27 protein-coding genes and 2 tRNA genes are annotated in these 26,294 nt (G+C 72.3%); 21 read left to right on the top strand and 8 right to left on the bottom strand.

The features are described from left to right. Window positions 1-1,446, top strand: a complete 1,446-nt coding sequence (locus DEJ48_RS25125; protein ID WP_150218481.1) for a tetratricopeptide repeat protein — start codon at window positions 1-3, stop codon at window positions 1,444-1,446. Window positions 1,447-1,457: 11 nt separating this feature from the next. Here the strand turns inward: DEJ48_RS25125 and DEJ48_RS25120 are convergent, their stop codons facing one another. Continuing rightward, complete coding sequence (locus DEJ48_RS25120; RefSeq protein WP_150218480.1) at window positions 1,458-2,051, bottom strand: histidine phosphatase family protein; 594 nt, start codon at window positions 2,049-2,051, stop codon at window positions 1,458-1,460. A gap of 255 nt (window positions 2,052-2,306) precedes the next feature. Between DEJ48_RS25120 and DEJ48_RS25115 the strand changes: the two genes are divergently transcribed. The 7 genes from DEJ48_RS25115 to DEJ48_RS25085 all read left to right on the top strand — a co-directional run bounded on the left by DEJ48_RS25115 (window position 2,307) and on the right by DEJ48_RS25085 (window position 8,903). After that, entirely contained in the window at window positions 2,307-3,281 is a 975-nt protein-coding gene (locus DEJ48_RS25115; RefSeq protein ID WP_150218478.1) for a phosphatase PAP2 family protein, read from the top strand. Then, entirely contained in the window at window positions 3,211-4,371 is a 1,161-nt protein-coding gene (locus DEJ48_RS25110; protein WP_150218476.1) for a hypothetical protein, read from the top strand. Before DEJ48_RS25115 ends, DEJ48_RS25110 begins: the two co-directional genes overlap by 71 nt. Before the next feature lie 103 nt (window positions 4,372-4,474). After that, entirely contained in the window at window positions 4,475-6,094 is a 1,620-nt protein-coding gene (locus DEJ48_RS25105) for a hypothetical protein (protein ID WP_150218475.1), read from the top strand. Next, complete coding sequence (locus tag DEJ48_RS25100) at window positions 6,094-7,458, top strand: AAA domain-containing protein (RefSeq protein ID WP_150218473.1); 1,365 nt, start codon at window positions 6,094-6,096, stop codon at window positions 7,456-7,458. The genes DEJ48_RS25105 and DEJ48_RS25100 overlap by 1 nt, the downstream gene beginning before the upstream one ends. 261 nt (window positions 7,459-7,719) lie before the next feature. After that, window positions 7,720-8,073: a hypothetical protein gene (locus tag DEJ48_RS25095; RefSeq protein WP_150218471.1), complete on the top strand. Its 354-nt coding sequence runs from the start codon at window positions 7,720-7,722 to the stop codon at window positions 8,071-8,073. 127 nt (window positions 8,074-8,200) lie between these two features. Then, complete coding sequence (locus DEJ48_RS25090; RefSeq protein WP_150218469.1) at window positions 8,201-8,839, top strand: bifunctional DNA primase/polymerase; 639 nt, start codon at window positions 8,201-8,203, stop codon at window positions 8,837-8,839. Beyond that, window positions 8,830-8,903, top strand: a tRNA-Lys gene (locus DEJ48_RS25085). Before DEJ48_RS25090 ends, DEJ48_RS25085 begins: the two co-directional genes overlap by 10 nt. Window positions 8,904-8,972: 69 nt before the next feature. Here DEJ48_RS25085 and DEJ48_RS25080 read toward each other — a convergent pair. Continuing rightward, window positions 8,973-10,253, bottom strand: a complete 1,281-nt coding sequence (locus DEJ48_RS25080) for a M6 family metalloprotease domain-containing protein (protein ID WP_150218467.1) — start codon at window positions 10,251-10,253, stop codon at window positions 8,973-8,975. 328 nt (window positions 10,254-10,581) lie between these two features. On the opposite strand from DEJ48_RS25080, the gene DEJ48_RS25075 reads away from it, so the two are divergent. Continuing rightward, window positions 10,582-12,414: a putative bifunctional diguanylate cyclase/phosphodiesterase gene (locus tag DEJ48_RS25075; RefSeq protein ID WP_150218465.1), complete on the top strand. Its 1,833-nt coding sequence runs from the start codon at window positions 10,582-10,584 to the stop codon at window positions 12,412-12,414. A 9-nt stretch (window positions 12,415-12,423) separates the two neighbouring features. Here DEJ48_RS25075 and DEJ48_RS25070 read toward each other — a convergent pair whose 3' ends face one another. Beyond that, complete coding sequence (locus DEJ48_RS25070) at window positions 12,424-13,518, bottom strand: LLM class flavin-dependent oxidoreductase (protein WP_150221384.1); 1,095 nt, start codon at window positions 13,516-13,518, stop codon at window positions 12,424-12,426. A gap of 150 nt (window positions 13,519-13,668) precedes the next feature. Here DEJ48_RS25070 and DEJ48_RS25065 point away from each other — a divergent pair, with 150 nt between their 5' ends. Further along, a complete protein-coding gene (locus tag DEJ48_RS25065) occupies window positions 13,669-13,917 on the top strand; it encodes a hypothetical protein (protein ID WP_150168248.1) in 249 nt (82 codons plus the stop codon). 65 nt (window positions 13,918-13,982) lie between these two features. Further along, window positions 13,983-14,174, top strand: coding sequence for a hypothetical protein (locus tag DEJ48_RS25060; RefSeq protein WP_150218463.1), 192 nt, complete (start codon window positions 13,983-13,985; stop codon window positions 14,172-14,174). A gap of 32 nt (window positions 14,175-14,206) precedes the next feature. Here DEJ48_RS25060 and DEJ48_RS25055 read toward each other — a convergent pair whose 3' ends face one another. Together DEJ48_RS25055 and DEJ48_RS25050 are read right to left on the bottom strand one after the other, a co-directional pair. Continuing rightward, the gene (locus DEJ48_RS25055; protein ID WP_150218461.1) at window positions 14,207-14,950 is read right to left on the bottom strand and encodes a decarboxylase; all 744 of its coding nucleotides are present in this window, start codon (window positions 14,948-14,950) and stop codon (window positions 14,207-14,209) included. Beyond that, window positions 14,947-15,783, bottom strand: coding sequence for a decarboxylase (locus DEJ48_RS25050; RefSeq protein ID WP_150218460.1), 837 nt, complete (start codon window positions 15,781-15,783; stop codon window positions 14,947-14,949). The genes DEJ48_RS25055 and DEJ48_RS25050 overlap by 4 nt, the downstream gene beginning before the upstream one ends. 289 nt (window positions 15,784-16,072) lie before the next feature. Here DEJ48_RS25050 and DEJ48_RS25045 point away from each other — a divergent pair, with 289 nt between their 5' ends. Together DEJ48_RS25045 and DEJ48_RS25040 are read left to right on the top strand one after the other, a co-directional pair. Further along, entirely contained in the window at window positions 16,073-17,050 is a 978-nt protein-coding gene (locus tag DEJ48_RS25045) for a D-2-hydroxyacid dehydrogenase (protein WP_223832198.1), read from the top strand. A gap of 42 nt (window positions 17,051-17,092) precedes the next feature. Then, window positions 17,093-18,496, top strand: a complete 1,404-nt coding sequence (locus DEJ48_RS25040) for an amidase (RefSeq protein WP_150218458.1) — start codon at window positions 17,093-17,095, stop codon at window positions 18,494-18,496. Window positions 18,497-18,503: 7 nt separating this feature from the next. On the opposite strand, the gene DEJ48_RS25035 is transcribed toward DEJ48_RS25040, so the two are convergent. Beyond that, a complete protein-coding gene (locus DEJ48_RS25035; protein WP_190537568.1) occupies window positions 18,504-19,004 on the bottom strand; it encodes a DUF3830 family protein in 501 nt (166 codons plus the stop codon). Between the two features lie 97 nt (window positions 19,005-19,101). On the opposite strand from DEJ48_RS25035, the gene ehuB reads away from it, so the two are divergent. The 5 genes from ehuB to DEJ48_RS25010 all read left to right on the top strand — a co-directional run bounded on the left by ehuB (window position 19,102) and on the right by DEJ48_RS25010 (window position 23,164). Further along, window positions 19,102-20,034, top strand: a complete 933-nt coding sequence (gene ehuB, locus DEJ48_RS25030; RefSeq protein WP_150218455.1) for an ectoine/hydroxyectoine ABC transporter substrate-binding protein EhuB — start codon at window positions 19,102-19,104, stop codon at window positions 20,032-20,034. Further along, entirely contained in the window at window positions 20,034-20,765 is a 732-nt protein-coding gene (gene ehuC / locus DEJ48_RS25025) for an ectoine/hydroxyectoine ABC transporter permease subunit EhuC (RefSeq protein ID WP_190538045.1), read from the top strand. Before ehuB ends, ehuC begins: the two co-directional genes overlap by 1 nt. Further along, window positions 20,762-21,409, top strand: coding sequence for an ectoine/hydroxyectoine ABC transporter permease subunit EhuD (gene ehuD, locus DEJ48_RS25020; RefSeq protein WP_150218451.1), 648 nt, complete (start codon window positions 20,762-20,764; stop codon window positions 21,407-21,409). Before ehuC ends, ehuD begins: the two co-directional genes overlap by 4 nt. Further along, window positions 21,399-22,214, top strand: coding sequence for an ectoine/hydroxyectoine ABC transporter ATP-binding protein EhuA (ehuA, locus tag DEJ48_RS25015; protein WP_150218449.1), 816 nt, complete (start codon window positions 21,399-21,401; stop codon window positions 22,212-22,214). The genes ehuD and ehuA overlap by 11 nt, the downstream gene beginning before the upstream one ends. A 179-nt stretch (window positions 22,215-22,393) precedes the next feature. Then, the gene (locus tag DEJ48_RS25010) at window positions 22,394-23,164 is read left to right on the top strand and encodes an IclR family transcriptional regulator (RefSeq protein ID WP_190537566.1); all 771 of its coding nucleotides are present in this window, start codon (window positions 22,394-22,396) and stop codon (window positions 23,162-23,164) included. A 70-nt stretch (window positions 23,165-23,234) separates the two neighbouring features. On the opposite strand, the gene DEJ48_RS25005 is transcribed toward DEJ48_RS25010, so the two are convergent. Beyond that, window positions 23,235-23,308, bottom strand: a tRNA-Lys gene (locus DEJ48_RS25005). Window positions 23,309-23,441: 133 nt separating this feature from the next. Here DEJ48_RS25005 and DEJ48_RS25000 point away from each other — a divergent pair. The 3 genes from DEJ48_RS25000 to DEJ48_RS24990 are packed head-to-tail and all read left to right on the top strand — an operon-like array spanning window position 23,442 to window position 25,925. Beyond that, window positions 23,442-24,122 (top strand): DedA family protein, encoded by a 681-nt coding sequence (locus DEJ48_RS25000; RefSeq protein WP_150218445.1) that lies wholly within the window; start codon window positions 23,442-23,444, stop codon window positions 24,120-24,122. Window positions 24,123-24,174: 52 nt separating this feature from the next. Next, entirely contained in the window at window positions 24,175-25,290 is a 1,116-nt protein-coding gene (locus tag DEJ48_RS24995; RefSeq protein WP_150221382.1) for a sensor histidine kinase, read from the top strand. Then, window positions 25,281-25,925 carry a response regulator transcription factor gene (locus tag DEJ48_RS24990; RefSeq protein WP_055554422.1) on the top strand — a complete coding sequence of 215 codons (645 nt, stop codon included), beginning with the start codon at window positions 25,281-25,283 and terminating at the stop codon, window positions 25,923-25,925. Before DEJ48_RS24995 ends, DEJ48_RS24990 begins: the two co-directional genes overlap by 10 nt. 25 nt (window positions 25,926-25,950) lie before the next feature. Here DEJ48_RS24990 and DEJ48_RS24985 read toward each other — a convergent pair whose 3' ends face one another. Beyond that, window positions 25,951-26,271, bottom strand: a complete 321-nt coding sequence (locus DEJ48_RS24985) for a hypothetical protein (RefSeq protein WP_150218444.1) — start codon at window positions 26,269-26,271, stop codon at window positions 25,951-25,953. Window positions 26,272-26,294: the final 23 nt, after the last annotated feature.

Genomic DNA, 26,294 nt, shown 5'->3' with positions numbered 1-26,294 from the left:
ATGGCGTCGTCACCGATGACATCGTCAACTCAGTCCAAACGACCGAACCTTGCTTTCCGGCAGCTCCGCGGACAGCGCTCGCCCGGCGAGTTCGCGGCGGCGGTCCGGCGGGCCGCCCGCGAGATCGGCGAGCGGGTCAGCTGCGACGCGCGCTACGTAGGGCGCGTGGAGGCGGGCGAGATCCGTTGCCCCAACTACGCCTACGAGCGGGTGTTCCTGCACATGTTCCCGGGCCGGACCCTGGCGGACCTGGGGTTCGCCCCTCGCGCGCTGGTGCGCGGCAGAGGGGCGCGCACCGCGCCGGAGCCCACGCAGTTCCCACCACCGACCACGATCCAGTTGTACGAGTCCCATCCGTCCGGGTCCGACCCCCGCGCCTGCGATCCGTACGCGGTCCAGACCCACGAGGAGAGCGACGTGCGGCGTCGCGCGTTCATGACCGGCTCGACGGCCACCGCGGCCGCGGCCCTCGGGCCCATCGGCCTCACCCTCGGCGACCCCGCCGAGGCAGCCGCCCGGCACGGCCGCCGGATCGGCGAGACAGAGGTCCACGCGGTCGAGGAGGCCGTACGCAGGATCAGGCTGCTCGACGACCGGCACGGCGCCGACGGCCTCTACCGGCGCGCCGCCGCCCCCCTGCGCACCGCCTACACCCTGCTCGACGCGGGGACCACGGTCCGGCAGTCCACCTCGGACCGGCTGCACGCGGGCGCCGGTGAACTGGCGATCTCCGTGGGCTGGCTGGCGCACGACTCGGGCCGCTTCGACGACGCCCGCTCGCACTACGCGGAGGCCCTCGCGACGGCCCGCGTCTACGGAGACGCCGCCCTGGAGGCGCACGCCTTCTGCAACACGGCGTTCCTGGCACGCGACGCCGGGCGTCCGAGGGAGGCGGTGCGGGCCGCGCAGGCCGCCACCCGGGCCGCCCGGCACCTCGGCTCGCACCGGCTGAGCTCCCTCATCGCGCTGCGCGAGGCGGGGGGCTGGGCGGGACTCGGCGACCGCGCGGGCTGCGAGCAGGCGCTGTCCCGCGCCCACGGCCTCTACGACCGGGGCGCCGGGGACGATGATCCGGAGTGGATGAGCTTCTACGGCCCGGCCGAGCTGGCCGGCCTGGAGGCGCAGTGCTGGTCGGCGCTCGGCGAGTGGGGCCGGGCCGCGGGCCACGCCCGGCTCGCCGCGTCCGTCGCGTCCTCGCAGACCCCGCAGTTCACGCGGAACATCGCGCTGTACACGGCGGAGCTCGCCGACGACCTGGCCCGCTCGGGCTGTCCCGACGAGGCCGCCGAGGCGGGACTGCGGGTCCTCGCACTCCTCGGCGAGGTGCAGTCCTCACGTATCCAGTCGATGCTGGCCACGACGGCGCGGCTGCTCCTGCCGCACCGCAGCGCCACGAGGGTGGGCGAGTTCCTGGAGGCGCACGCCGGACTGTCGCGCGCGGGGTGAGACCGCGGCGTCTACGCCAGGTGGCCCGTCTCGTTCCACGCCTCGATGGCGGGCTCTCCGTAGGCCCAGCCGAGGACCGAGAGGGACGTCGGGTTGAGGCGGATGCGGGCGGCGAACTCGATGCCGAAGCCGAGCCAGCGCGCCCCGATGACCCGCAGGATGTGGCCGTGCGCGAAGACCAGCACGTCGCGGTCGGTGCTCCTGGCCCACTCCACGACCTCGTCCGCGCGCGCGGAGACCTGCGCCAGGGTCTCGCCCTCGGGCACACCGTCGCGCCAGATGAACCAGCCGGGGCGGACCGCCTGGATGTCGGCGGGGGTCATCCCGTCGTACGCGCCGTAGTCGAACTCCATGAGCGCGTCCCACTCGGTGGCGCGGTCGCCGAAGCCGGCGATCTCGCAGGTCTCCCGCGCGCGGGAGAGCGGACTCGTGCGCACCTCGACATCCGGGAGGCCGTCATAGGGCGCGCGGTGCAGCCGCTCGCCCAGGAGCTTCGCGCCGCGCCGGCCCTCTTCGAGGAGGGGGATGTCGGTCCTGCCGGTGTGCTTCCCGGACAGCGACCACTCCGTCTGTCCGTGCCTGGCCAGCAGGATGCGGGGTGCCATGGGGATCTCTCCAAGTCGTACACATGCCGTTCCGGCCATGAGTGCCGGAGACACTTTTGATGCTTTTTACGGACAGCGGGCGACTGCCCCCTCCATCATCACCCACCCGCGGCAGCCCACCGGCCCTGCCTGGCAACCCCGTCGCCGATCTCTGCGTCTAAGACGACCGGGGGATGCCTCGACCACCCTGGCGTGAGCCGTAAAGTGAGGCCGCGGTATATGCCGCATGAACAGAGACGATGGGGGACCCTCCGGATGCCGAAGACCGACGTGCCGGGCACCACGGGCATAACCGGGCACCGGCTCCGCTGGTGGACCGAGCTGCCGCTGATCGTGCTGGTGTACGCCGCGTACTCAGCGGGCCGGCTGATCGTGCGGGGCGACGTGGCCAGCGCGATCGACCACGGCGTGGGGATCCTCAAGGCCGAGCAGTTCCTGCGCATCGACGCGGAGAGCCCCCTGAACCGCCTGTTCACCGCCAACGCCTGGATCGGTGTCCCCGCGGACTTCTGGTACGCCTCGCTGCACTACCTCGTCACGCCCGCCGTGCTCATCTGGCTCTTCCGCAGCCGCGCGGTCCACTACCGGGCCGCACGCGCGTGGCTGATGATCTCCACCATGATCGGCCTGATCGGCTTCACGCTCCTGCCGACCTGCCCGCCCCGGCTGCTGGACAAGGGGTACGGCTTCGTCGACACCATGGCGCAGTACAGCAACTTCGGCTGGTGGGGCGGCGAGGCGAGCGCGCCGCGCGGGCTCGGCGGGATGACCAACCAGTACGCGGCGATGCCGAGCCTGCACGTCGGGTGGGCGCTGTGGTGCGGCGTGATGCTGTGGCGGTGCGGGCGTTCCCCGCTCACCAAGGTGGCCGCCGTCGCCTACCCGCTGATCACCACGATCGTGGTCATGGGCACCGCCAACCACTACTTCCTCGACGCGCTCGCGGGCGCCGCCGTGATGGGTGTCGGCCTGCTGCTCGTGCGTCCCGTGCAGCGGCTCACGGAGCCCGCGATGAACCGCCTGCGGGCGCGCTTCCTGCGGAGCCCCGACACCTCGTCCGCCACAGAGTCCTCGATTGTCGGTGCCGGATGCCAGACTTCGACAGGTGAGCGAATTCCCCGACAGCGCAAGCAGAGTGCCCCCCAGGGCGCCGAGTCGAGTGCCCGCCCAGCAGAGGCAGGACGACCCGCCGACGTCTCGGGGGACGGCGCTCCGGCACCAGCTCACTGAGCTGCGCGGCGCGGACCTGCCGGCCCGGCCGCTGGACGCCCGTGCTCTGGCCGCGCTCGCGGCCAACCCCGGGTGCAGACGGCGCGCGCTGCTGGACGGCGCCGGTGTGGACAAGACGGCGCTCGCGGAGTCGCTGGGCTCGCCCTCCGGTTTCGGGCAGTCCCAGTTCGCGTTCATGCGGGGCAACGCCTTCGAGGCGCGGGTCAAGGCCGACGGCGGCGCCGAGCTGCTGCGCCTGACGCACGGCAGCCTGGGCGGCGGGCCCGAACCGGTGCCGGGCGAGGCCGCCGTGCCCGACCTGTCGGCGGCGGGCCCCGAGGGGCGTGCCGCGCGGACCGCGCTCGCGCTGCGGGAGGCGACCGCGTCGGGCGGCTGGACGCTCCTGGACCACCCGATGCTGGCGCTGGACGTCGCGGGAACGCCCGCGTTCCTGGAGCCGGACGCGGTGGTGGTCCATCCGGACGGCGGCTGGACCGTCGTCGAGATCAAGTCCTTCCCGATGATCGACGGCTCGGCGGACGCGGCGAAGGTCGGCGGGGCGGCGCGGCAGTCCGCGGTGTACGCGCTGGCGCTGGAGCAGGTCGCCGCGCGCATGGACCCGGCGCCCCCCGTGCGCCATCACGTCCTGCTCGTCTGCCCGAAGGACTTCTCCAACCTGCCGACGGCGTCCGCGGTCGACGTCCGCAAGCAGCTGTCGGTGACCCGCCGCCAGCTGGCCCGCCTCACTCGTGTCGAGGACATCGCGGCGGAGCTCCCGGAGGGCACGACCTTCGACGTGCGGCGCCCCGCGGCGGAGCTGACGGCGGCGGTCGAGTCGGTCCCCGCGACGTACGCCCCCGAGTGCCTGGCCGCCTGCGAGCTGGCCTTCCACTGCCGGGCGCGGGCCCGCCAGGAGGGCGAGGTGACGTCCCTGGGCCGCGCGATCCGCGGCGAGCTCGGCGGTCTGACGTCCATCGGCGACGTCCTTGCGGCCGCGCGCGGCGAGGCGGGCGACCCGGACGACCCGGCGGTGGCCACGCTGCGCAGGGCGGCGGGACTGCGCCGGGAGGCCCTGTCGGGCGTGGCCGCCTCGGGCGGTGGGCCGTGCTGAGCCCGGCCTCCGCGGCCTCGCGGCACGGGCGGCCTGGCCGGGAGGGTCGGCAGTGCGGCGGCAGGATGGGCCTGCACCATCCGCTGACGAGAGAGGGACAACCGTGTCGCTGATCGACAACCTCGCCCGTCTTGAGGCGGTCACCACGGGCCGCGCCCAGCCGCGGGCGACCGTGCGGCACCGGCACCTCTCGCAGCGCCCCCTGGTGCTGGTCCCGCTGATCACCGCCGGTGAGGCGGGCGCGCCGCTCGGCGCGCTGGTCGGGACGGAGCGGACCTCGCCGCGGCTCCTCGTCGTGCCCCAGCCCCGCGACCGCGACCTGCGCTTCGCGTTCCTCGCGCAGCTCGCCGAGATCGTCCTTCCGTACGTCGAGGGGTACGGGGATGACGTCGAGGCCGCCGAGCGCAACGAGACCGACCCGGAGACGGGCAAGCGCGTCAAGGTCGAGGTCGAGCTCTGCGCGGACGCCCCGCAGCTGGTCGTGCCGAGCCGCGCTGGCATCGACTTCGTCCGGCTCCTCGGCCGCTCCACGCGCTTTCGCCGCACCGCGGAGCAGGACCCGGAGGCGCCCCACCCCGCGCCGCCCCGCGTCCCCCTCCTCGGCCGCTGGCTGACGCACTTCGGCGAGCGCGCCCGCGTCCCCGGGTCGTCGCTGCTCACCGCCATGACCGAGCTGCTGTCCCGGCACTGGGCGACGGGCCAGTCCAGCCTGGAGGACCAGCACCTGGGCGCCCTGCTCGCCTGGATCGAGGCCCCGGAGGGCACCTCGGGCGCCGAGGCCGCGCTCCGCGCCGAGCTGGCCCGCGACGGGTCCGGGCAGCTGCTGTGCCCGCCCGCGGGCCCGGCGACGGACCCGGCGTTCGACAACGACCTGCTGGCCCCGGCCATGGAGCGGTACGACCGCGCGCGCAGCGCCCTCGCCGCCGCCGAGGACGGTGTGCAGGCCGACGAACGGCTGGCCCTGCTGACCGCCGCCGAGCGGGAGATCCACGCCCTGATCGAGAGCAGGACCCGCCCCACCTGGGACGCGGTGTGGCGTGGCCTCGACGCCCTGTGCACGCTCCCCGAGGCCCCGCACGCCGCCGACCGGTGGACCCGCGACCGGTGGTCGTTCACCGGCCACCGCGACCGCGTCACGGCGGGCGAGCCGCCTCAGCCGCGCGTCGACGACGCGGTCACCGCCGCCAACAAGCTGGCCACGCGCGAGCGCGAACAGGCCCGCCTGGACGCCCAGGAGGCCCTCGACGACCCCCTGGTGATGGCGGGCCGCCGTCTCGCGGGAGAGGCCTTCGTCGGCGAGGTGACGGAGGTCGTCATGGCGTACAGCGAGGCGAAGAGCCCGCGGCCGCGCCCGCTCGTCACCGTCCGCACCGACGACCACCCGCACCTCGGCGAGCGCACGAAGGTCTACCGCGCGCTGGGCGGCAAGCCGCAGACCGCGGAGTTCGTGGCGTACGAGAGCGAGAGCGAGGACGGGGGCGTCGGCAAGGACACCGTCGTGCTGCGGATCACCGACAAGATGGGCCGCGGCAAGGAGCCCGAGCCGGGGTCCGTGCCCGGCAAGGGCGACCGGATCTGCTGGACGCTGTTCGAGCACGAACAGCGCGGCGGTCCCAAGCTGCCCGACCCCGAGGAGACGCCGTGGACGCACGGCGGGCCACCCGCCGACAACGCGGCCACCGCAGAGAGCCCCGACCCCGTGACCGCGGAGGACACCCTGTGATGCAGCTCGCCCCGCCCGCGGGCGCCTCCTTCGACCCCGGCGCCGAGGCCGCGCGCGCCACGGAGGCGATCCTCCACGACACGCTGCACGGCACGCACCGCGGCGTCGTGGTCGACTCGCCGCCCGGCGCGGGCAAGTCGACGCTCGTGGTCCGCGCGGCCCGTGAACTGGCCGCGGCGGGCCGCCCGCTGATGGTCATCGCGCAGACGAACGCGCAGGTGGACGACCTCGTCCTGCGGCTCGCCGAGAAGGACCCCGAGCTTCCCGTGGGCCGGCTGCACAGCAGCGACCCCGATCCCTACGACAAGGCGCTCGACGCCCTCGCGAACGTCCGCAAGTCGACGAAGGCGGGCGACCTCGCCGGCCTGGACGTCGTCATCTCGACGGCCGCGAAGTGGGCGCACGTCAAGGTCGACCAGCTCGACGCGCCGTGGGGGCACGCGATCGTCGACGAGGCGTACCAGATGCGGTCGGACGCGCTGCTCGCCGTGGCGGGGCTCTTCGAGCGGGCGCTGTTCGTGGGCGACCCGGGGCAGTTGGACCCGTTCTCGATCGTCGGCGCGGAGCAGTGGGCGGGACTTTCGTACGATCCTTCGGCCTCCGCGGTGGCCACGCTCCTCGCCCACAACCCCGAGCTGCCGCAGCACCGCCTGCCGGTGTCCTGGCGGCTGCCCGCGTCGGCCGCGCCCCTGGTCTCGGACGCGTTCTACCCGTACACGCCGTTCCGCAGCGGCACGGGCCACGGGGACCGGTCGCTGCGCTTCGCGGTCGAGTCGGACGGTTCGGGCCCCGACCGGGTGATCGACGAGGCAGCGGAGTCCGGCTGGGGCCTGCTGGAGCTCCCGGCCCGCAACACACCGCGCACGGACCCGGAAGCCGTGCGGGCGCTGGCCCAGGTCGTCCGGCGCCTCCTGGACCGGGGCGGCGCGGCGACATCGGAGCGCGGCCCGGACCCCACGCCCCTCACCGCGGACCGCATCGCGGTCGGCACAGCCCACCGCGACCAGGCGGCGGCGGTCCGGGCGGCACTGGCGGACCTGGGCGTCCCGGACGTCACGGTGGACACGGCCAACCGGCTCCAGGGCCGCGAGTACGACGTGACGGTCGTCCTGCACCCGCTCTCGGGCCGCCCCGACGCGACGGCGTTCCACCTGGAGACGGGTCGCCTCTGCGTCCTGGCGTCCCGGCACCGCCACGCCTGCATCGTGGTCTGCCGCGCGGGCGTCAGCGCGTTGCTGGACGACCACCCGTCGACGGAGCCGGTGCAACTCGGCGTCACGGTCAAGTTCCCCGACGGCTGGGAGGCGAACCACGCGGTCCTGTCCCGCTTGTCGGAACACCGGGTGGCCTGGCGGCCCGCCTAGGCCTCCACCCGCGGCTCGTGTGTGGCTGAGCGCGCAGTTCCCCGCGCCCCTGACGGGGCGCCCCCGGCGGTCCGGTCAGCGGCGCGGGGGCGGGGGGTCTTTCAGGGGCGCGGGGAACTGCGCGACCAGCCACGTCCCAGCCGCAGACGCGTCCGCGCCCCTTTGGGAGCGACTCCAGTGGCCCACTTGTGCGGCAAGGGACAATGGGAGGCGGTCTGCAACGCCGCGAGGACGGCGTCACTGCGCGAGGAGGAACACACCATGGCGGAGCCCGAACCGCGGCCCCGGACCGGACAGCGGATGCGCCCCGCGCCGCTGCTCTTCGAACCCGCCGAGGCCGGCGCCGACCCGGAGCACTTCTTCGACCTGGAGTCGATAGAGGACCCGCGTGAGCTGCTCGCCCGTGCCACCGAGCTGACGCACGCGTTCCGTGCCGCCACGGACCGGTCCGTCGAGTTCCAGGCCATCGCGGCCGCCCAGCTCGCCGACCCCCGCCGCTTCGACCGGCTGACGCCCGCGCTGATCGCGGAGCGCGCGGAGTGGACCGAGGACTACGCGAAGAAGATGGTCGAGTTCGGCCGGGACCTGCTGCGGGGCGGTGTCGAGCGCCCGTAGGGGAAGGGCGCCGGGGGTGCCTCCTGGCATATGCCAAGGGGGCAAGGTACCCGATTCCACCCCCCGCTGTCCCCGTTTCCGGTAACCCGACGAAATGGAACCCTCACTACCGGTAGACGTACCTGCCATGAGCAGTGCATCCCTCCACACCGCACCCTCCCCCTCCGGCGCCCCGTCCCCCACCGGGCCCGCCCACGACTCCTGCGACGACGTCACCGCCGAGGGAGCCGCCTGGCTCGCCTCCGCCGAAACGTATCCGCGAAGCGCCCTCACCCACTGGCGCAGCCGGCCCGACGCGCCCGCCGTCCTCCCCTGCGGCTCCGCGTTCGACGTGGTCAGCGTCCCGGCCGTGTTCGGCCGGCGGATGCTCGACCGGTTATGGGAGGAGGGTCCGGGCTCCGGCCCCGTCGCCGCGCACCGCGGCCGCGTCCTGCTCTTCGCCGCCCCCGGCACCGCGCAGCGCCTGCCCTCCCTCCTGGAGTGGGAGGAGTGGGGCGGCGGCACCGAGGTCCCGTCCGTGCTCTGTCACGGCACGGGAGATGCCGTCACCGTGCCTCCGCTCAGCGCCCCCGGACCCGGCGGCCGTCTGGAATCGCGGTGGCTCGTCGCCCCGGGCACCCGGCACCCCTGGCTCCCGGGACCCGAGGTCATCCTCTGGGCGTGCGTCCGCGCGGCCCGCTCCGCGGCGTCGTCCGCCGTGCGCATATCGATTTTTCCTGGCGGCGATCAGAGTGCTAAGGTCTACGACGTCAGCAGGCGCCGCTAGCTCAGTTGGTTAGAGCAGCTGACTCTTAATCAGCGGGTCCGGGGTTCGAGTCCCTGGCGGCGCACAGACGGTGAGAAGCCCCTCGCGGAAGCGAGGGGCTTCTTGCGTACCCGGGCATACCCGGAGACGACCCTCAGCCCGTCGTCACCTGCACCGTCCACGCCCCCGAGGCCGTCCGTCCCGCCACCTCGACCCGCACGTCGCGGTCCGGCACCGTGAAGCTCTCCCCCGCCCGCACCGGCGCGTCCGCCAGCTGCGGGTAGACCGAGTCGCCCCAGCAGGACTCGGTCTCCGGATGGGCGTCGACGACCTCGACGGGGCCGCCGCCCGACGCCGTCCCGTTCCGCACCTCGTAGACGAGGACGCCCTCCGTGCACGTCGCACGGTCGTTGCCCACGGCGCCGCGCGCCTCCAGGGCGAGCACGGTGTCCCGGCCCGTGCGGACCACGGCGAGCCGGGTGCCGCCGAGGGCGCCCGGCGCGAGGGGGGCCGCCAGCGGCTCCAGGGTGAGCCGTTCCGTCCCCGCGCCGACGCACCGCACCTGCCGCGGCTCCAGCCAGCCCAGCTTCCATTTGTGCCAGCCGAAGAGGTCGGGAGCGAGCCCGAACTGGCTGCCCATGACGTCCCAGTCGCCGACGTGGGTGTCCCAGTCGCCCTTGCCGTCGGTGGGGCGGTGGTAGAGGTCGGGGAGGTCGAAGACGTGGCCCGTCTCGTGGGCCAGGACGTTGCGGTCCGGCGGATGCCGCTCGAAGACGGTGACGATGCGCCGGATGTCCGTGCCGTCGGCCCGCACCGGCCGGTCGAAGTTGACCACCTTCGTGGCGTCCGAGTCGACGCCGGGCGCGTCCGGGTCGGCGACGAAGTACACGATGTCGTACCGCGAGAAGTCCACGTGCGGATCGGCGGCGGCGACCGCGTCGCGCAGATAGGCCGCGCGGCGCTTGGAGTTCCAGTCGCGCCGTATGGCGTACGAGAGGGAGTCGTGCGGCATCTCGACCCACGCGCGGTGCGGGTGGGGGCGCAGCGCGAACTTGCCGTACGAGGCGCGTTCGAAGAACTGGCTGGTGGCCGGGAAGTGGTCGGCGGTCAGTTCGTCGGGGGTCGTCTGCGGCGGGGAGTCCGGGAAGGAGAGGAAGACCATCACCGCGTTCAGGGTCCTGGCCGGGCGCGGGTAGGCGGTGTTCCAGGTGTCGAGGCCCTCCGAGTGGTGCGCGGTGGTGCGGCGCAGGGCGCACGGTCCCGCGGTGGGCTCGGCGATCGCGGGTCCCGCGACCAGTGAGGTGGCGGCCAGGGCGGTCAGCGAGGTGAGGAGGGCGGCGGTGCTGCGCAGGCGGGAATTCTCCCCGCCACGGGTGAGTCCCCAAGGGGGGAGCTGACGCGGCACGTCGACCTCCGGGTGCGGAATGCGGGACACCCCACCCACCTTGTGATGATCTGTTGAACTTCGCCCTGTTTGCCTGGCCCTTCCGAGTGAGGACGGAACAAGGGCGCGACACCCCGACCGCTCACGGAACGTCACAAGCGGTCGCGTCGCAACGGAAGCAGTTCAGGGCCGAGCAGAAACGATCTGCCGAGGACGGTGCGCCCCGCCCGGACCGGTGATACGGCTGGAACGGGCCTCTGGCCAGCCTCTATGATCGGCACACTTTCCTGTGCGGGCCCGGACTCCCCACCGCCGCCCGCCACCTGCCCGCCGCCCGACGAGACCTGTTCGGCCACAAACTGCACTGCGGGAGCAAGCGGTGAACGGAACGTCCGAAGGGCCCGCCTCCACGGTCACAGCGCCCGACCGAACCCGTACCGACGTCACGGAGCGTCGCCGTACCGACGCGTCCGACCGCCGCGACGCGTCCGACTACCGCGCCGCCTTCGCGGCCGCGCCCCTGGCCCTCGCGGTCGTCGACGCCGAGGGCCTCGTCATCAGCGCCAACGACGCGCTGGCCGCCCTGTTCGGCGCGGCCCCCGGCGCGCTCACGGGATGCGTCGCCGCCGAACTCATCGACTTGGCCTCCGACGCCCGCACGTGGCACGCGTACCGCGAGGTGCTGCGCGGCCGGCAGGCCAAGCTGCGCTGCACGCGGCGCCTGAAGCACCCTGACGGGCACTCCCTGTGGGTGCAGATCACGGTCTCGCCGATGCCCGAGCCCGTCGACCGGGGCGCGGGCGGGGCGGTTTTGCTCGCCGCCTCCGACATCAGCGCGCGCCGCGAACTGCAGGCCCGGCTGCGCCACGTGCAGATGCACGATCCGGTGACGCGGCTGCCCAACCGCAACCTGTTCTTCGAGCGCCTCGCGACGGCGCTGGAGGCGGGGACGTACGACGACACGAGCACCGGCCGCATCGGGCTGTGCTACCTCGACCTCGACGGGTTCAAGGCGGTCAACGACACCCTCGGCCACCGGGTCGGCGACCGGCTGCTCTCCGCCGTCGCGGAGCGGCTCACGCGCTGCGCCGACCGGGCCGGTTACGGCAGGGCGTCGGCGCCGCTGGTCGCACGCCTCGGCGGCGACGAGTTCGCGCTGCTCGTCGAGGACTCGACCGGCACGGACCAGCTGGCCGAGCTCGCCGAGACGACGCTGAAGGCGCTGCAGGAACCATTCGACCTGTCCGGGCAGCGGCTCTCCGTCTCCGCGTCCATCGGCGTCGTGGAGCGGCGCGCCGCGGGCACCACCACGACGGGCCTCATGCAGGCCGCCGACACGACGCTGTACTGGGCGAAGACGGACGGCAAGGCCCGCTGGACGCTGTTCGACCCCGAGCGCAACGCCCACCGGATGACCCGGCAGGCACTCGCGAGCTCACTGCGTCCCGCGGTCGAGCGCGGCGAGTTCGTCCTGGAGTACCAGCCGCTGGTGGGGCTCGACGACGAGGGGCTGCACGGCGTCGAGGCGCTGGTGCGCTGGCAGCATCCGCAGTTCGGACTATTGACGCCGAATCGGTTCATCGGACTGGCCGAGGAGGACGGTTCGATCGTGCAGCTGGGCCGCTGGGTGCTGCGCAGCTCCTGCCTCCAGGCCCGTCGCTGGCAGTTGGAGCACCCCGAGCGGGAACCGGTCTTCGTCAGCGTCAATGTGGCGGTGCGCCAGGTCTGGGACTCGGACCTGGTCGCGGACGTCGCGGAGATCCTCGCCGAGACCGGCCTCCCGGCCCGCCTCCTCCAGCTGGAGCTCACCGAATCGGCCGTGATGGGCTCGGCGGGCCGCCCGCTCCAGGCGCTCCAGGCCCTCAGCGACATGGGCGTGCGGATCGCCATCGACGACTTCGGCACGGGCTACTCGAACCTGGCCTACCTCAGCCGCCTCCCCGTCTCCGTGCTCAAGCTGGATGGTTCCTTCGTACGCGGTTTCCAGTACGAGGAGGGCGAGGAGCGCACCAACCCCGCCGACGAGGTCATCGTCGAGGCGATGATCCAACTCGCCCACCGCCTGGGCCTGACGGTGACGGCCGAATGCGTCGAAACGGCCGCCCAGGCCACCCGCCTGCGCCGCATCGGCTGCGACACGGGCCAGGGCTGGCTCTACTCCCGCCCGGTCGCGGCGGATCGTATCTCCCTACTGCTGGAGGGGGCGGCCTGAGCTGCGCCGCTACGCCTCCGGCAGCCCGTAGGCGTCCGCGATCAGGTCGTAGCTGCGCAGGCGGATCTCGTTGGTGTGGGCGTTGGCCGTGATCATGAGCTCGTCTGCGCCCGTGCGCTTGGCGAGGTCGTCGAGGCCCGTGCGGACCTGGTCGGGGGTGCCGTGGATGACGTTGGAGTTCCAGGACGTGATGAAGTCCCGCTCCATCTCCGTGAACCGGTGTGCCTCCGCCTCCTCGGGGGTGGGGACCAGGCCGGGGCGGCCGGTGCGCAGGCGGACCATGTTCAGGGCGGCGGCCATGACCTGGCGGCGGGCCTCGTTCTCGTCGTCGGTGGCGAGGGCCGAGACGCCGATGAGCGCGTACGGGGCGTCGAGGAGCGCGGAGGGCTTGAACGACTCGCGGTAGAGGTCGAGCGCCGGGATCGTGTTCTGCGCGGAGAAGTGGTGCGCGAAGGCGAACGGCAGGCCGAGGGCGCCGGCGAGGCGGGCGCTGAAGCCGGAGGAGCCGAGCAGCCAGATCGGCGGGCGGTGCGCGGACTGGACGCCGCCGGGCGAGGTCGACTGGACGGGGCCGGGGACGGCGTGGATGCGGCCGTAGGGGTGGCCGTCGGGGAAGTCGTCGTCCAGGAAGCGGGTGAGCTCGGCGAGTTGCTGCGGGAAGTCGTCGGCGCCTTCGTTGAGGCGATCCGTGCGGCGCAGGGCGGCGGCGGTCGCGCCGTCGGTGCCGGGGGCGCGGCCGAGGCCGAGGTCGACGCGGCCCGGGGCCATCGCCTCCAGGGTGCCGAACTGTTCGGCGATGACGAGCGGCGCGTGGTTGGGCAGCATGACGCCGCCGGAGCCGAGGCGGATGCGGCCGGTGTGGGCGGCGAGGTGGGCGAGGATCACGGCCGGGGAGGACGAGGCGACGCCCGGCATGGAGTGGTGCTCGGCGACCCAGTAGCGGTGGTAGCCGCGGGCCTCGGCCAGCTTGGCGATGTCGACGCCGGTGCGCAGGGCGTCGGTGGCGGTGCGCCCCGCGCCGACCGTGACGAGGTCGAGCACGGACAGGGGCACGGGCGCGGTGCCGTACCGCTCGCCGCGGATGCCGTCGTCGGTCGGGTCCACTGTCACTGGGGTCCTCCTGCACTGCGTGCGTACGTCATGTCGGGCTACGGGAAGCCAGAACAGGAGGGTCACTCCGTTTTATTCCCCGGGCACCTCGGACCTCGCCGCGCGTCGGCGCGTCGCCGTCCCCGTACGGCTACCGTGCTGGCCATGGCTGATCCCCTGAAGACCCTCGTCGACGGAGTCGAGGTCGAGGTGCCCAACACCCTCCCCGACATCCGCGCCGCCCTGCCCGCGCACCGGCGCACGGAGTTCGACCGGGCCATCAACGCGGCGGGCGTCGACGAGATCCACGCGGTGATGCGGCACTGGATGCTGGAGGCCGTACCCGATCCCGATGCCGAGGCCCGCCTCGCCCGGCTCGCCTCCGACGAGGCCGAACGGCGGTCCACGTCGTGAGTCCTCGTCACCGCAAGACGCACCGCGTCACCTACGCGCCGCCCGCCGACGACACCCTCGCCAAGATGGGCGACGCCGACGCGTTCCGCGCCGTCCTGACCCGTACCATCGGCCGGGATCCGTACGGCCACGGCTCCACACCCGTACGGGACGACCCCGACCGCAGGGAAGCCACGGTCGACGGCGCCATCGTCCTCTACTACGTCTCCGGATCGGTCCAGACGTTAACGGTGGTGAGACTGATCCTCAGCCCGTGACTTCTCGGCCGTGACTCCTCCCTCGTGACTCCTCAGCCCGTCACCGGCGCCTGGACCAGCGGCTCCTTCGTGAACAGCGCGCCGAGCGCCGGCGCGTTCACCCTGCGCTCGGCCAGCCGCAGCGCCTCCCAGACGGTGACCTGGTTCGCCGTCAGGACCGGCTTGCCGATCTCCGCCTCCAGGTCGCGGACGTACGCCGCCGTGTGCAGCGCCGTGTCCGGCAGGAGCAGCGCCTCGGCGCCCGGATGGTCGCCCGCGCGGGCCAGCGCGAAGACCTCGTCGCGTCCCCACGTGCCCACCTCCGCCGCCGTGATGATGCCGCTCCCCCTGGCGGCCACGACCTCCACTCCGCCGTCCTTCAGGAAGGCGGAGAAGTGGCCCGCCACGTCCTCCGGATACGTCGCCGCGACCGCGACACGGGTGGCTCCCACCTCGCGCGCGGCATGGGCGAAGGCGAACGACGTCGACGACGCGGGCAGCCCGGCCGCCATGGCCAGCTTGCGGACCTGGTCGTGCGCGCCCTCCCAGCCGAAGACGAAGCTGCCGCTGGTGCACGCCCACACCACCGCCTCCGCGCCGGAGAGCCGCAGCTCCTCGACGCCCGCCGCGAGCCGGTCGGCCGCGCCCATCTCGAGCAGCGCGTCGACACGGTGTGCGTCCTCGCCGATGTCCGTGTGGACGACCTGCAGCCGGATGTCGCTGCCGAGCATCTGCTCCATGCGGGGGTAGTCGTCCTCGGCCGAGTGCCCCGGGTAGAGAAATCCGAGTGCCGTCACGTCCAGCCTCCTCCTTCTGCGGGTGGTACTTCGGGCAGGCCCTGGCCCTGGGGCGGAGCCGGCGGGTTCAGCGGACTCGCGCCCGGCCTCGCCGTCGGATCGATCAGTGCCTGATAGGGCCCTACCGCACGGGTACCCAGCCGACGCAGTGCGGACCACATCGTCACCTGGTTCGCGGAGATCACCGGCATCCGCAGTTCCGCTTCCAGTTGCGGGATGACGTCGTACGTGGGGAGGTTCGTACAGCTGATGAAGAGGCAGTCCACGCCCCCGTCGCTGCCGAGGACCGCGCGGCGCGCCATGTCGGCCACGTCCCGGTAGGGCACCTTCCAGATGTGCCGGGTGAGGCCGAGGTAGGCGCGGCCCGTGACGGCCACCGACGCCTCGGCCAGGTACTCCTCCAGGGACTGCGTGACCGACCACGTGTAGGGCGTGACGAGCGCGATGCGCCGCGCGCCGAGTTCGTCGAGGGCCTCCAGGAGCGCGCCGGACGTGGTCACCGAGGCGACCGCGCCCTCGCGGGTCATGGCCTCGCACATCGCGCGTTCACCGGGCGTGCCGCCGACGAAGCTGCCCGACGTACAGGCGTACGCGAGGACTTCGGGCTCGGCGGCGGTCAGTGCGCGGACCGCCTCCGCGAGGGTCTCGTGCTCGCTGACCAGGCGGGCGAGATCGAGGCTGACCTCCACGGGTACGTACGGCGTCCGGGTCAGATGGAGGGAGACCTCGTCCGGGATCCAGCGCCACAGTTCGCGGTCGAGGACGAAGTCGAAAGGGGCGACGACACCTACACCGCGTTGAGGGTGTGGTCCGCCGAGGAAAGAGACGTCCATGAGCAGTCCCCAAGGTCGTGCGTGTATTCAGGGACCGGCCGGAGGCCGGGGACGAGCGATGCCGGCGACGCGCCGGGACGGCGGGACGGGGATGGCTGCGCGGGCGTACCACACAGCGTGTGCGATCGGCTGCACGGAGAGTACTGGTTCTTGGACAGCCGGTACAGCAGTGCCTCTGTTGACGAAGGTAGGTTCGGGTGCGAGCGTGGTCAATCCGCACATCTCAGACGGTTGAGCCGACTTGTCGATGCGGCCCGGCCGTACCTCTGAACAGGGAAGCGGAATCTCATTGCGAAACGGTGTCCCGTCGGTTTCCGAAACGACCGTCCTCGTCCTTGACGCCGCGCCACCGACCCCGCCGCCGCGCCTCGGCAGCCTGGCCGGACAGGCCCGGATCCTGCACGCCGACGAGGCCACACTGGCCGAACAACTGCCCCTGGCGGACGCCCTCTTGGTGTGGGACTTCACCTCGGACGCGGTGCGCCGCGCCTGGCCGGGCGAGGGCCCCCGGCCCCGCTGGGTGCACACCGCGAGCGCGGGCGTCGACCATCTGATGTGCCCCGAACTCGCCGCGTCCGACACCGTCGTGACGAACGCCAGAGGCGTCTTCGACCAGCCCATCGCCGAGTACGTGGCCGCGCTGGTCCTCGCCTTGGCCAAGGACCTGCCGCGCACCCTGGAGCTGCAGCGCGAGCGCTCCTGGCACCACCGCGAGACCCAGCGGATCGCGGGCACGCGCGCGTGCGTCATCGGTTCGGGGCCCATCGGGCGGGCCATCGCGCGCACCCTGAAGGGCCTCGGCATCCTCACGGCCCTGGTGGGCCGTACGGCGCGGCCCGGGGTGCACGGCACGGACGAGCTGGACCGGCTGATGGCCAGGGCCGACTGGGTGGTGTGCGCGGCGCCGCTCACGGACGACACGCGGGGCATGTTCGACGCGCGGCGCTTCGGGTTCATGCAGCCGTCGGCTCGGTTCATCAACATCGGGCGTGGGCCCCTCGTCGTCGAGGACGACCTGGTCGAGGCCCTGACCAAGCGGTGGATCGCGGGCGCCGCCCTCGACGTGTTCGAGCACGAGCCGCTGCCCGAGGACAGCCCCTTGTGGACGACGCCGGGCCTGCTCGTCTCCCCGCACATGAGCGGCGACACGGTCGGCTGGCGGGACGCGCTCGGCGCGCAGTTCGTCGAGCTGTTCCGGGCGTGGGCGGCGGACCGGCCGCTGACCAACGTGGTCGACAAGGAACGTGGGTATGTCCCAGGTCATTGATCGCCTCCCGATCGATGACCCTCCGTCTGCTGAGGAGCCTGCATGACCGAGCTCGCGGATCTCACGGCTGTACAACTGGTCGACGGCTATCGCAAGGGCGAATTCAGTCCGGTCGACGCGACGCGGGCGGCCCTGCGCCGGGCGGAGGAGAGCCAGCCGCGGGTGAACGCCTTCGTGCGGATCACGGCGGACTCGGCGTTGTCGCAGGCCGAGGCCAGTGCGGAGCGGTGGCGGCGGGGCGCGCCGCAGGGGCTCGTGGACGGCGTCCCCGTGTCCGTGAAGGATCTGCTCCTCCAGCGCGGCGAGCCGACGCTGCGGGGGTCGCTGACGGTGCGCCCGGAGGGCAAGTGGAACGAGGACGCGCCCTCCGTCGCCCGGCTGCGCGAGCACGGCGCGGTGTTCATCGGCCGGACGACGACGCCGGAGTTCGGATGGAAGGGCGTCACGGACGGTCCGCAGAGCGGCATCACCCGCAACCCGCACGATCCGTCGCGCACGTCGGGCGGCTCCAGCGGGGGCAGCGCCGCCGCCGTGGCGCTCGGCGCGGCCCCGCTGTCGCTCGGCACGGACGGCGGCGGCTCGGTGCGCATCCCCGCGGCGTTCTGCGGGATCTTCGCGCTGAAGCCGACGTACGGCAGGGTGCCGCTGTATCCCGCGAGCCCGTTCGGGACGCTCGCGCACGTCGGGCCGATGACCCGCGACGCGGCGGACGCGGCGCTGATGATGGAGGTGATCTCGGGCCCCGACGACCGCGACTGGTCCCAGCTGGGACCCGTGGCGGGGAGTTTCAGGGCGGGCCTCGACGGGGGCGTGCGCGGTCTGCGCGTCGCCTACTCCCCCTCCCTCGGCGGGCAGGTCGCGGTGCGTCCCGCCGTCGCGGCGGCGGTGCGGCGGGCGGTGGAGTCGCTCGCGGCGCAGGGCGCGTACGTGGAGGAGGCCGACCCCGACTTCTCCGACCCGGTGGAGGCCTTCCACACCCTGTGGTTCAGCGGGGCGGCGCGCGTCGTGCAGCATCTGGCGCCCGCACAGCGGGAGTTGCTCGACCCGGGGCTGCGGGAGGTCTGCGGGCAGGGCGCGCGGTACAGCGCGCTGGACTACCTCGCGGCCGTCGACATCCGCATGGCCCTCGGGCGGCGCATGGGGCACTTCCACTCGACGTACGACCTGCTGGTCACGCCGACGCTGCCGATCACGGCGTTCGAGGCGGGTGTCGAGGTGCCGAAGGGGTCGGGGCACCGGCGCTGGACCGGGTGGACCCCGTTCACGTACCCCTTCAACCTCACGCAGCAGCCCGCCGCGACGATTCCCTGCGGGGCGGATGACGACGGACTGCCCATCGGCGTGCAGGTGGTGGCCGCACGCCATGCGGACGCGGTGGTGCTCCGTGCTGCGCAGGCTTTGTACGAGTCGGGCAGCGCCTCCGTGACGCCACCCGCACTCGGCTGAACGCGCCTCAGGCGCGCTTGAAGCTCAGCGTCTCCCCCTGCGCGCCCGCGCGCCACAAGTCGTTGCAGGCCTCGGCCATCCGGTCGAGGCCTTCGACGATCTGGCCCCAGACGATGCCGGGGACCCAGCCCACGTCACCGTTGAGGAGCAGGTTGTTCCGTTCGTAGAAGAGGGCGAGGTCGACGACGGTGGTGCCCGCCTTCACGTCGGCCCCCGCTTCGTAGCCGTACGCCTGGGTGCCCAGTTCCGTCCCGGAGAAGGAGAAATAACAGAGATCTCCCGGGATGGGTGTGACGGTCGGATTCTCCAGGGGCGGCTCGCGGTCCGCGAAGGCCGGGAAGAGGGCGTAGATCTCGTTGCGCGCGTACTTCGCGTGGTAGACGTCCGAGCCGAGCGGCAGTGCCTCCCACACCGCCGCGCAGGTCACCGGAGCCCGGTCGTCGAGCAGTTTCGCCGTGCACTGAACCCCTCGCTTGGCGAGGGAGACTTCGATGAATCGCTCTGCCATGTGTCCCATGCTCCTCCCTGGGTCAAGGGCACAACGATTGCATCAGGGGCCGGAATTCGACGGCATAACTCGCTTGGAGTCGGGTAGCCGCGCGCCCATGGCTCCACCACTTGGGAACAACGAGGGATTCACAGGCAGAGCGGTGCGCCGCCGCGCACTGCTCACCGGAGCGGGCGGGGCGGCTCTGGGCGTACTCGGGGCGTCGGCATGCAGCCGCGTACCCGACGAGGGGAAGGTTGAGGGGGGCGATCTGCTGGACCGCCTGCGCGACAGCGGCACGGTCAGGATCGGTGTCGCGGGCGAGGTCCCGTTCGGATACATCGACGAGAACGGCGAGGTCACGGGCGAGGCGCCGGCCATCGCCAAGGTCATCTTCCCCCGCCTCGGCGTACCCAAGGTCAAGGCGGTGCCCACGAAGTTCGGCGCGCTGATCCCCGGGCTCACACAGGCCCGGCAGTTCGACGTCGTCTCGGCGGGCATGTACATCAACCCGACGCGGTGCGAGCAGGTCCTCTTCTCCGACCCCGACTACCTCATGCTCGACTCCTTCATCGTGAAGAAGGGCAACCCCCACGGCATCAAGGGGTACGAGGACATCGCCAAGAAGGGCCTGAAGCTGGCGAGCGGCACGGCCTACGCCGAGATCGACTACGCCAAGGCGGCGGGCGTGAAGTCCGTGCTCGTCCTGCCCGACCAGGTCGCGGGCATGGACGCCGTGGCCCAGGGCCGCGTCGACGCGTTCGCCGGCACCAACGTCACCGTGCGCACGGTGATCAAGAACAACGCGCGGGTCGAGGCGACGAAGCCGTTCCAGCCCGTCGTCGACGGCAAGCCGGCCTACGGAGCGGGCGGCTTCGCCTTCCGTCCTTCCGAGAAGAACCTGCGGGACGCCTTCAACAAGGAGCTGCACAAGCTCAAGGAGAGCGGCGAACTGCTGCGGATCGTCAAGCCGTTCGGCTTCACCGAGGCCGAGATGACGGATCTGACCGTCGAGAAGCTGTGTCCCCCGGCGAAGGGCGCTTCCTCATGATGTCGTCGGAGTTCTTCGGGAACTGGTTCCTGCCCGGCATCTGGATCACCGTCCAGGTCACGTTCTTCAGCGCGGCGCTCGCCTTCGTGATCGCGTTCCCGATCGGTGTGCTGCGCACGTCCCGGCTCTGGATCGTGCGCTTCCTCGCCGGGGCCTACTTCGAGATCTTCCGCAGCACGTCGTCGCTGGTCTTCATGTTCTGGATCGCGTTCACCGTGCCGCCGCTGTTCAACATCAGCTTCCAGCCGATGTTCGCGGGCGTCCTCGCGCTCGGCATCACCTACGGGGCGTACGCGTCGGAGATCGTGCGCGGCGCGCTCGCCGCGGTGCCGCCCGCGCAGCGCGAGGCGGGCATCGCCCTGAACTTCACCCCGCTGCAGCGGCTGCGCCGCATCGAACTGCCGCAGGCCTGGCCGGAGATGATCCCGCCGTTCAACAACCTGCTGATCGAGCTCCTGAAGGGCACCTCGCTGGTGTCCCTCATCGCGGTGGCCGACATGACCTTCGCCGGTGACCTGCTGCGGCTCGTCAAGAACGAGAGCGCGCCGATCTACACGCTGCTGCTCGCCCTGTACTTCGTCTTCGCGTTCATCCTCACGCGCGGCATGCGGCTCCTGGAGCGGCACGCCAAGAAGCGGGTGGGGCAGACGCCGGAGAAGACGAGCCTGTTCGGCGGGTTGCGCTCCAAGTCGTCGATCGACGTCGTCTCGGGCACGGGGGGTGCCAAGTGAACTGGAACTGGGATCACGTCGACGAGTTCATGCCGCTCTTCTGGGACGGTGTGGAGCTCACACTGAAGGCGCTGCTCTTCGGCACCCTGATCGCCTTCTCCCTCGGTCTGGTCTGGGCGGTCGCCCAGCGTTCGGAGAAGAAGTGGATCCGCTGGCCGGTCACGGTGGTCACGGAGTTCATCCGGAACACCCCGCTCCTGGTGCAGCTGTTCTTCCTGTTCTACGTGGTGCCGGAGTGGGGGCCCTCGATGTCCCCGCTGACCACGGGCATCGTCGGGCTCGGCCTGCACTACTCGACGTACACCTCGGAGGTCTACCGGGCCGGCATCGAGGGCGTGCCGGCCGGGCAGTGGGAGGCGGCGACCGCGCTCAGCCTCTCCAAGCGGCGCACCTGGACGTCCGTGATCCTGCCGCAGGCGGTGCGCAGGGTGATCCCCGCACTCGGCAACTACGTGATCGTCATGCTGAAGGAGTCGCCGCAGATGGCCGCCATCGGCGCGCTCGACATGCTGGGCCAGGCCCAGAACTACAGCCAGACGACCTTCACCTTCGAGGCGATCAGCGTGGTCGGTGTCGCCTTCATCGTCATCGCCTACCCGGCCTCTCTTCTTCTGCGAGTTTTGGAGCGTCGCCTTGTCCGCTGACAGCAGCACTTCCCAGGAAATCCCCAACCCCGCCGTCGACGGCAGCGAGCTGATCCGCTTCGACAAGGTCGTCAAGCGGTACGGCTCGAACGTCGTCCTCGACGAGCTGGACTTCTCCGTCGCCTCCGGCAAGCACGTGACGCTGATCGGGCCCTCCGGCTCCGGCAAGACCACGATCCTGCGGCTATTGATGACGCTGGTGAAGCCGGAGCAGGGCACGATCAAGGTGGGCGGCAAGTACCTCACCCACGAGGAGAAGAACGGCAAGCTCGTGCCCGCGGGCGAGAAGCACGTCCGCGAGGTCCGCAAGAACATCGGGATGGTGTTCCAGCAGTTCAACCTCTTCCCGAACATGAAGGTGCTGCGGAACATCACCGAGGCGCCCGTCTCCGTCCTCGGGCTCTCCAAGGACGAGGCCGAGGAGCGGGCCCGCGAGCTGCTCGACCTGGTGGGGCTCGGGGACCGCTGCGACGCGTACCCGACGCAGCTCTCCGGCGGCCAGCAGCAGCGGGTGGCCATCGCGCGGGCGCTGGCGATGCGCCCGCAGGTGCTGCTGCTCGACGAGGTGACGTCCGCGCTCGACCCCGAGCTGGTGGCGGGCGTCCTGGACGTGCTCCGCGACATCGCGCACACCACGGACATCACGATGCTGTGCGTGACGCACGAGATGAACTTCGCGCGGGACATCTCCGACCAGGTACTCATGTTCGACTCCGGCCGTGTCATCGAGTCCGGCACCCCGGAGAAGATCTTCACCGAGCCGGAGCACGAGCGCACGCGTGAATTCCTGAGTGCGGTGCTGTGACAGCTGGGACGGGCCGACCGTCCGGGTCGTGACCTGGGCATATGCCAGAGTGGCGCGTTCCTGTTGACAGGCACGGAACGCGCCACCAATGTCCCCAACAGACTCTCCGCATACGTCATTTGACGGCTATCGTGGAACCGAGCCCGACTGTCCGGAACCGTTCCACGCAGGGGGAAGCCGTGGCGTTGCAGCACGAGGTGATCACGCCGCACCGCTCCGTCCAGAGCGCCCTGCGGGTCCTCGAGACCGTCGCACGGCACGGCACCGGAGTGACCGCCACCCGGATCGCCCGCGACACCGGACTGCCCCTCGACCGGCTGATCCCCCTCCTGCGCATGCTGTCCAGCGAGGGGTACGTCGAACAGCTCACGGACGACGGCACCCGCGGGGCGTACGTCACGGGTGAGACCCTCAGCAGGATCGGCTCGACCCGCGACCACGCGGAGGCGCTGCGCGAGAAGCTGCAGCGCACGCTGGACGGGCTGCGCGACTCCATCGGCGCCGCGGTCTACATCAGCCGGTACGTGGACGGCGAGGTCCGCGTCACCGACTTCGCGGCGGGCCCCCGCACCCCCGCGGTCAACGAATGGGTCGACTTCCGCTCCTCCGCCCACGCCAGCGCGGTCGGCAAGAGCCTGCTCACCCAGCTCGACGTGAACGGCCGCAGGGACCACCTCTCGCGCCACAAGATGGCCCGCCTCACCTCACGGACGATCACGAACGAGCAGGTCCTGCTCAACCGCCTCGCGTCGCAGCCCGCCACGGTCCCGGTCCTCGACCTCCAGGAGTACGCGGTCGGCACGGTCTGCGCGGCCGTCCCCATCACCGCGGGCTCCGCCGTCGGCTGCCTCGCCCTGTCCCTGCCGGTCGAGCACGCCCACCGGCTGCGGGAGGCCGCGGACACGCTCAACCGCGGGGCGGCGCCGGTGCTGCTCTCGCTCGCGATCTAGCGGAACCCCGGTGCCGGTACGCCGAAAGGGCGTCCCCGGAGACCGGGAACGCCCTTTCGGCATTCGCAAGTGCGCCGCCAGGGACTCGAACCCCGGACCCGCTGATTAAGAGTCAGCTGCTCTAACCAACTGAGCTAGCGGCGCCTGCTGACTCATTAATAGTACCTGGTCCCAGGGGGTGCTCCCGACCAGCTCCCGACCGGGTGCGGGAAACCGCACCCTCACCCGACGGCAACCCCCATACCGGCGCCGACCTGCGATTTCTAGCGTTGCTGCCATGGACCTCATGACTCTCGCCCTCCCCCAGGAGCCGGCCGGCGGCATCGCGGGCTGGGCCGCGGACCTCGTGGACACCCTGGGCGGTCCCGGTGCGGGACTCGCCATCGCCCTGGAGAACCTCTTCCCGCCGCTGCCCAGCGAGGTGATCCTGCCGCTGACCGGCTTCGCCGCGGGGCAGGGCGTGATCAGCCTCGCCTCCGCGCTGTTCTGGACGACGCTCGGCTCGGTGGTCGGCGCCGCCGCCCTGTACGGGATCGGGGTGGTCTTCGGGCGCGAGCGCATGCACGCCCTGTGGGCGAAGCTGCCGCTGGTGAAGCCCGCCGACCTGGAGCGGACCGAGGCGTGGTTCGCCAAGCACGGCACCAAGGCGGTCCTGTTCGGACGGATGGTGCCGATCTTCCGCAGCCTGATCTCCGTACCGGCCGGTGTGGAGCGCATGCGGCTGCCGGTCTTCCTCTCCCTGACCGCGCTGGGCAGCCTGGTCTGGAACTCGGTGCTCGTCCTCGCCGGGTACTGGCTCGGCGACCAGTGGGACGCGGTCGAGACGTACGTGGGGCTGCTCTCCAAGGCCGTCCTGGTGCTGGCCCTCGGGGCCCTCGCGGTGTACGTGGCGGTGCGCGTGCGGTCGCGGAAGGGGCCGGGGCCCGCCGCCGAGGCCCGCCACCGCCGCTCTTCCTAGGGCTCGGCTAGTGTCGGGAGATGTGAGGGAACCCGTAGCCGCGCCGTTGCTCATGCGGGTCGCCGGGGTGCTCGTGGGGTGCCTGACCGCCCTGCTCGGGCTGCTGTACTTCGTCGTCGCGGGGGCGGCCCTCGGCGCGTTCCTGCTCTGGCCGCGCACCCGCGTCCGCGCCCATGCCCTGCTCGCGGCGGGCGCCCGCAGGCTCACCGCGCTGGAGCGCGGGCGCCGGTCCCTCTTCTTCCACGACGTGTTCCCCGAGCACCGCGCCGACGACCGGCAGATCCTGCGCTACCTCGCGGCCCGCACGTACTCCGGGCTGCTGTGCGCCGTCGTGGTCGGTCTCGTCGACTTCGGCGCCGTCCTCGCGGGGATCTTCGCGGTCTCCCTCACCACCCGCTCCACGATGACCTGGGTGGACGTGGTCAGTCAGGTCGTGCTCGGCGGCACCCTGCTCTTCCTCGCCGTGCAGGGGCTGCGCGCGCTGACCGAGCAGGACGCCCGGCTGGCCCGTGAGTGCTTCGGCCCCTCCGAGCGGGAACTCCTCCAGCGCCGCATCGACGAGCTGGCCACCAGCCGCGCCGCGGTCGTGCACGCGGTCGACGTGGAGCGGCGCCGCGTCGAGCGCGACCTGCACGACGGCGTCCAGCAGCGGCTCGTCGCCCTCGCCATGCTGCTCGGCCGGGCCCGCCGCGGCCGCACCCCCGAGCGGGCCGACGCCCTGCTCGAACAGGCACACAAGGAGGCGCAGGAGGTCCTCACCGAACTGCGCGAGGTGGCCTGGCGGGTCTACCCCACCGCGCTCGACGGCCTCGGGCTCCGCGAGGCGCTCGGCGGGGTGTCGGAGCGGTGCGCGGTGCCCGTGCGCATGGAGTACGACGTACCGGAGCCGCTGCCGTCCGCCGTCGAGACGGCCGCCTACTTCGTCGTGTCGGAGGCGGTGAACAACGCCGCCAAGCACGCGGCGGCCGACGAGGTCTCCGTGTGCGTACGGCAGCGGGGCTCGACGCTCACCGTCCTCGTCCGCGACACCGGCGTCGGCGGTGCGGACCCGGCAGGCAGCGGGCTCACCGGACTGGGCAGCCGGGTCGCCGCGCTCGACGGCACACTGCGTGTCGACAGCCCCCTCGGGGGACCCACCACGATCACCGCGGAGCTGCCGTGCGCGTAATCCTCGCCGAGGACTCGACCCTGCTGCGGGAGGGCCTGGTCCGGCTGCTCGCCGAGGAGGGCCACGAGGTCCTCGCCGCCGTGGGCGACGCCGACGCGCTCCTTCGCGAGGTCGAGGCGCACGCCCCCGACGTCGTCGTCACCGACATCCGGATGCCGCCCGACCACACCGACGAGGGCCTGCGCGCGGCGGTGCGCATCCGTGAACTGCGCCCGGAGATCGGCGTGGTCGTCCTCTCCCAGTACGTGGAGCGCAACTACGCGGCCCAGCTGCTCACTTCGAGCGCCGAGCGCGTCGGATACCTCCTCAAGGACCGGGTCGCCCAGGTCGAGGAGTTCCTGGACGCGTTGGAGCGGGTGCACGCGGGAGGCGCCGCCATCGACCCGGAAGTCGTACGGCAGTTGCTCATCCGCACCACCCACGTCGACCCGCTGACCCGCCTCACCCCGAGGGAGCGCACGGTCCTGGAGGCACTGGCCGAGGGCCACACCAACGCGGCCATCGGCGAGAAGCTGCACATCTCCCTGAGCGCGGTCGAGAAGAACCTCAACGCGATCTTCGACAAGCTGGGCCTGCACCGCACGACGGGATACAGCCGCCGGGTGCTCGCGGTGCTGCGGTACCTGGAGTCCTGAGCACGGGGACGCTCGCGCAGGGACGTTACGAGAGGACGAACCCGTCCATGACCAGTGCCGCCGCGAGGCCCGCGGCGAGCAGATACGTGCCGAGCCGGGTGCGGCCGCGGCGGCTCAGTTCGATGACGCCGCCGCAGAGGATGAGCAGCAGGCCGTAGACGCCGACGACGAGGACGGAGGAGCGGCTGGCCAGGCGCAGGGCGAGGACGACCGCGGCGGCGGCCATGAGCAGCGAGGCCGCGGCGATGCGGGCGCGCCGGGCGCGGGCGGCGGGGGTGGGGCCCTCGTGGGGCGCGTCCTCGTCGTGGAGGTGGTCCTGCGGCTCGGTCTGTTCTGACGCGCTCATGGTCGTGGATCGTAATCGGTCGT

This window comes from Streptomyces venezuelae, assembly GCF_008642315.1.
Classification (GTDB): domain Bacteria; phylum Actinomycetota; class Actinomycetes; order Streptomycetales; family Streptomycetaceae; genus Streptomyces; species Streptomyces venezuelae_D.
The sequence above is the reverse complement of the archived record's forward strand: the minus strand, read 5'-3'. Positions and strand labels throughout refer to the sequence as shown.

Bases quoted from the DNA above. Each gene is read 5' to 3' on its own strand.
- DEJ48_RS25035 (WP_190537568.1), bottom strand. From the start codon at position 19,004: ATGGCAGAGCGATTCATCGAAGTCTCCCTCGCCAAGCGAGGGGTTCAG.
- DEJ48_RS25060 (WP_150218463.1), top strand. From the start codon at position 13,983: ATGGGCGACGCCGACGCGTTCCGCGCCGTCCTGACCCGTACCATCGGC.
- DEJ48_RS24985 (WP_150218444.1), bottom strand. From the start codon at position 26,271: ATGAGCGCGTCAGAACAGACCGAGCCGCAGGACCACCTCCACGACGAG.
- DEJ48_RS25040 (WP_150218458.1), top strand. From the start codon at position 17,093: ATGACCGAGCTCGCGGATCTCACGGCTGTACAACTGGTCGACGGCTAT.
- DEJ48_RS25095 (WP_150218471.1), top strand. From the start codon at position 7,720: ATGGCGGAGCCCGAACCGCGGCCCCGGACCGGACAGCGGATGCGCCCC.
- DEJ48_RS25000 (WP_150218445.1), top strand. From the start codon at position 23,442: ATGGACCTCATGACTCTCGCCCTCCCCCAGGAGCCGGCCGGCGGCATC.
- ehuC (WP_190538045.1), top strand. From the start codon at position 20,034: ATGTCGTCGGAGTTCTTCGGGAACTGGTTCCTGCCCGGCATCTGGATC.
- DEJ48_RS25125 (WP_150218481.1), top strand. From the start codon at position 1: ATGGCGTCGTCACCGATGACATCGTCAACTCAGTCCAAACGACCGAAC.
- DEJ48_RS25050 (WP_150218460.1), bottom strand. From the start codon at position 15,783: ATGGACGTCTCTTTCCTCGGCGGACCACACCCTCAACGCGGTGTAGGT.
- ehuB (WP_150218455.1), top strand. From the start codon at position 19,102: ATGGCTCCACCACTTGGGAACAACGAGGGATTCACAGGCAGAGCGGTG.
- DEJ48_RS25090 (WP_150218469.1), top strand. From the start codon at position 8,201: ATGAGCAGTGCATCCCTCCACACCGCACCCTCCCCCTCCGGCGCCCCG.
- DEJ48_RS25065 (WP_150168248.1), top strand. From the start codon at position 13,669: ATGGCTGATCCCCTGAAGACCCTCGTCGACGGAGTCGAGGTCGAGGTG.
- DEJ48_RS25115 (WP_150218478.1), top strand. From the start codon at position 2,307: ATGCCGAAGACCGACGTGCCGGGCACCACGGGCATAACCGGGCACCGG.
- DEJ48_RS25120 (WP_150218480.1), bottom strand. From the start codon at position 2,051: ATGGCACCCCGCATCCTGCTGGCCAGGCACGGACAGACGGAGTGGTCG.
- DEJ48_RS24995 (WP_150221382.1), top strand. From the start codon at position 24,175: ATGCGGGTCGCCGGGGTGCTCGTGGGGTGCCTGACCGCCCTGCTCGGG.
- DEJ48_RS25100 (WP_150218473.1), top strand. From the start codon at position 6,094: ATGCAGCTCGCCCCGCCCGCGGGCGCCTCCTTCGACCCCGGCGCCGAG.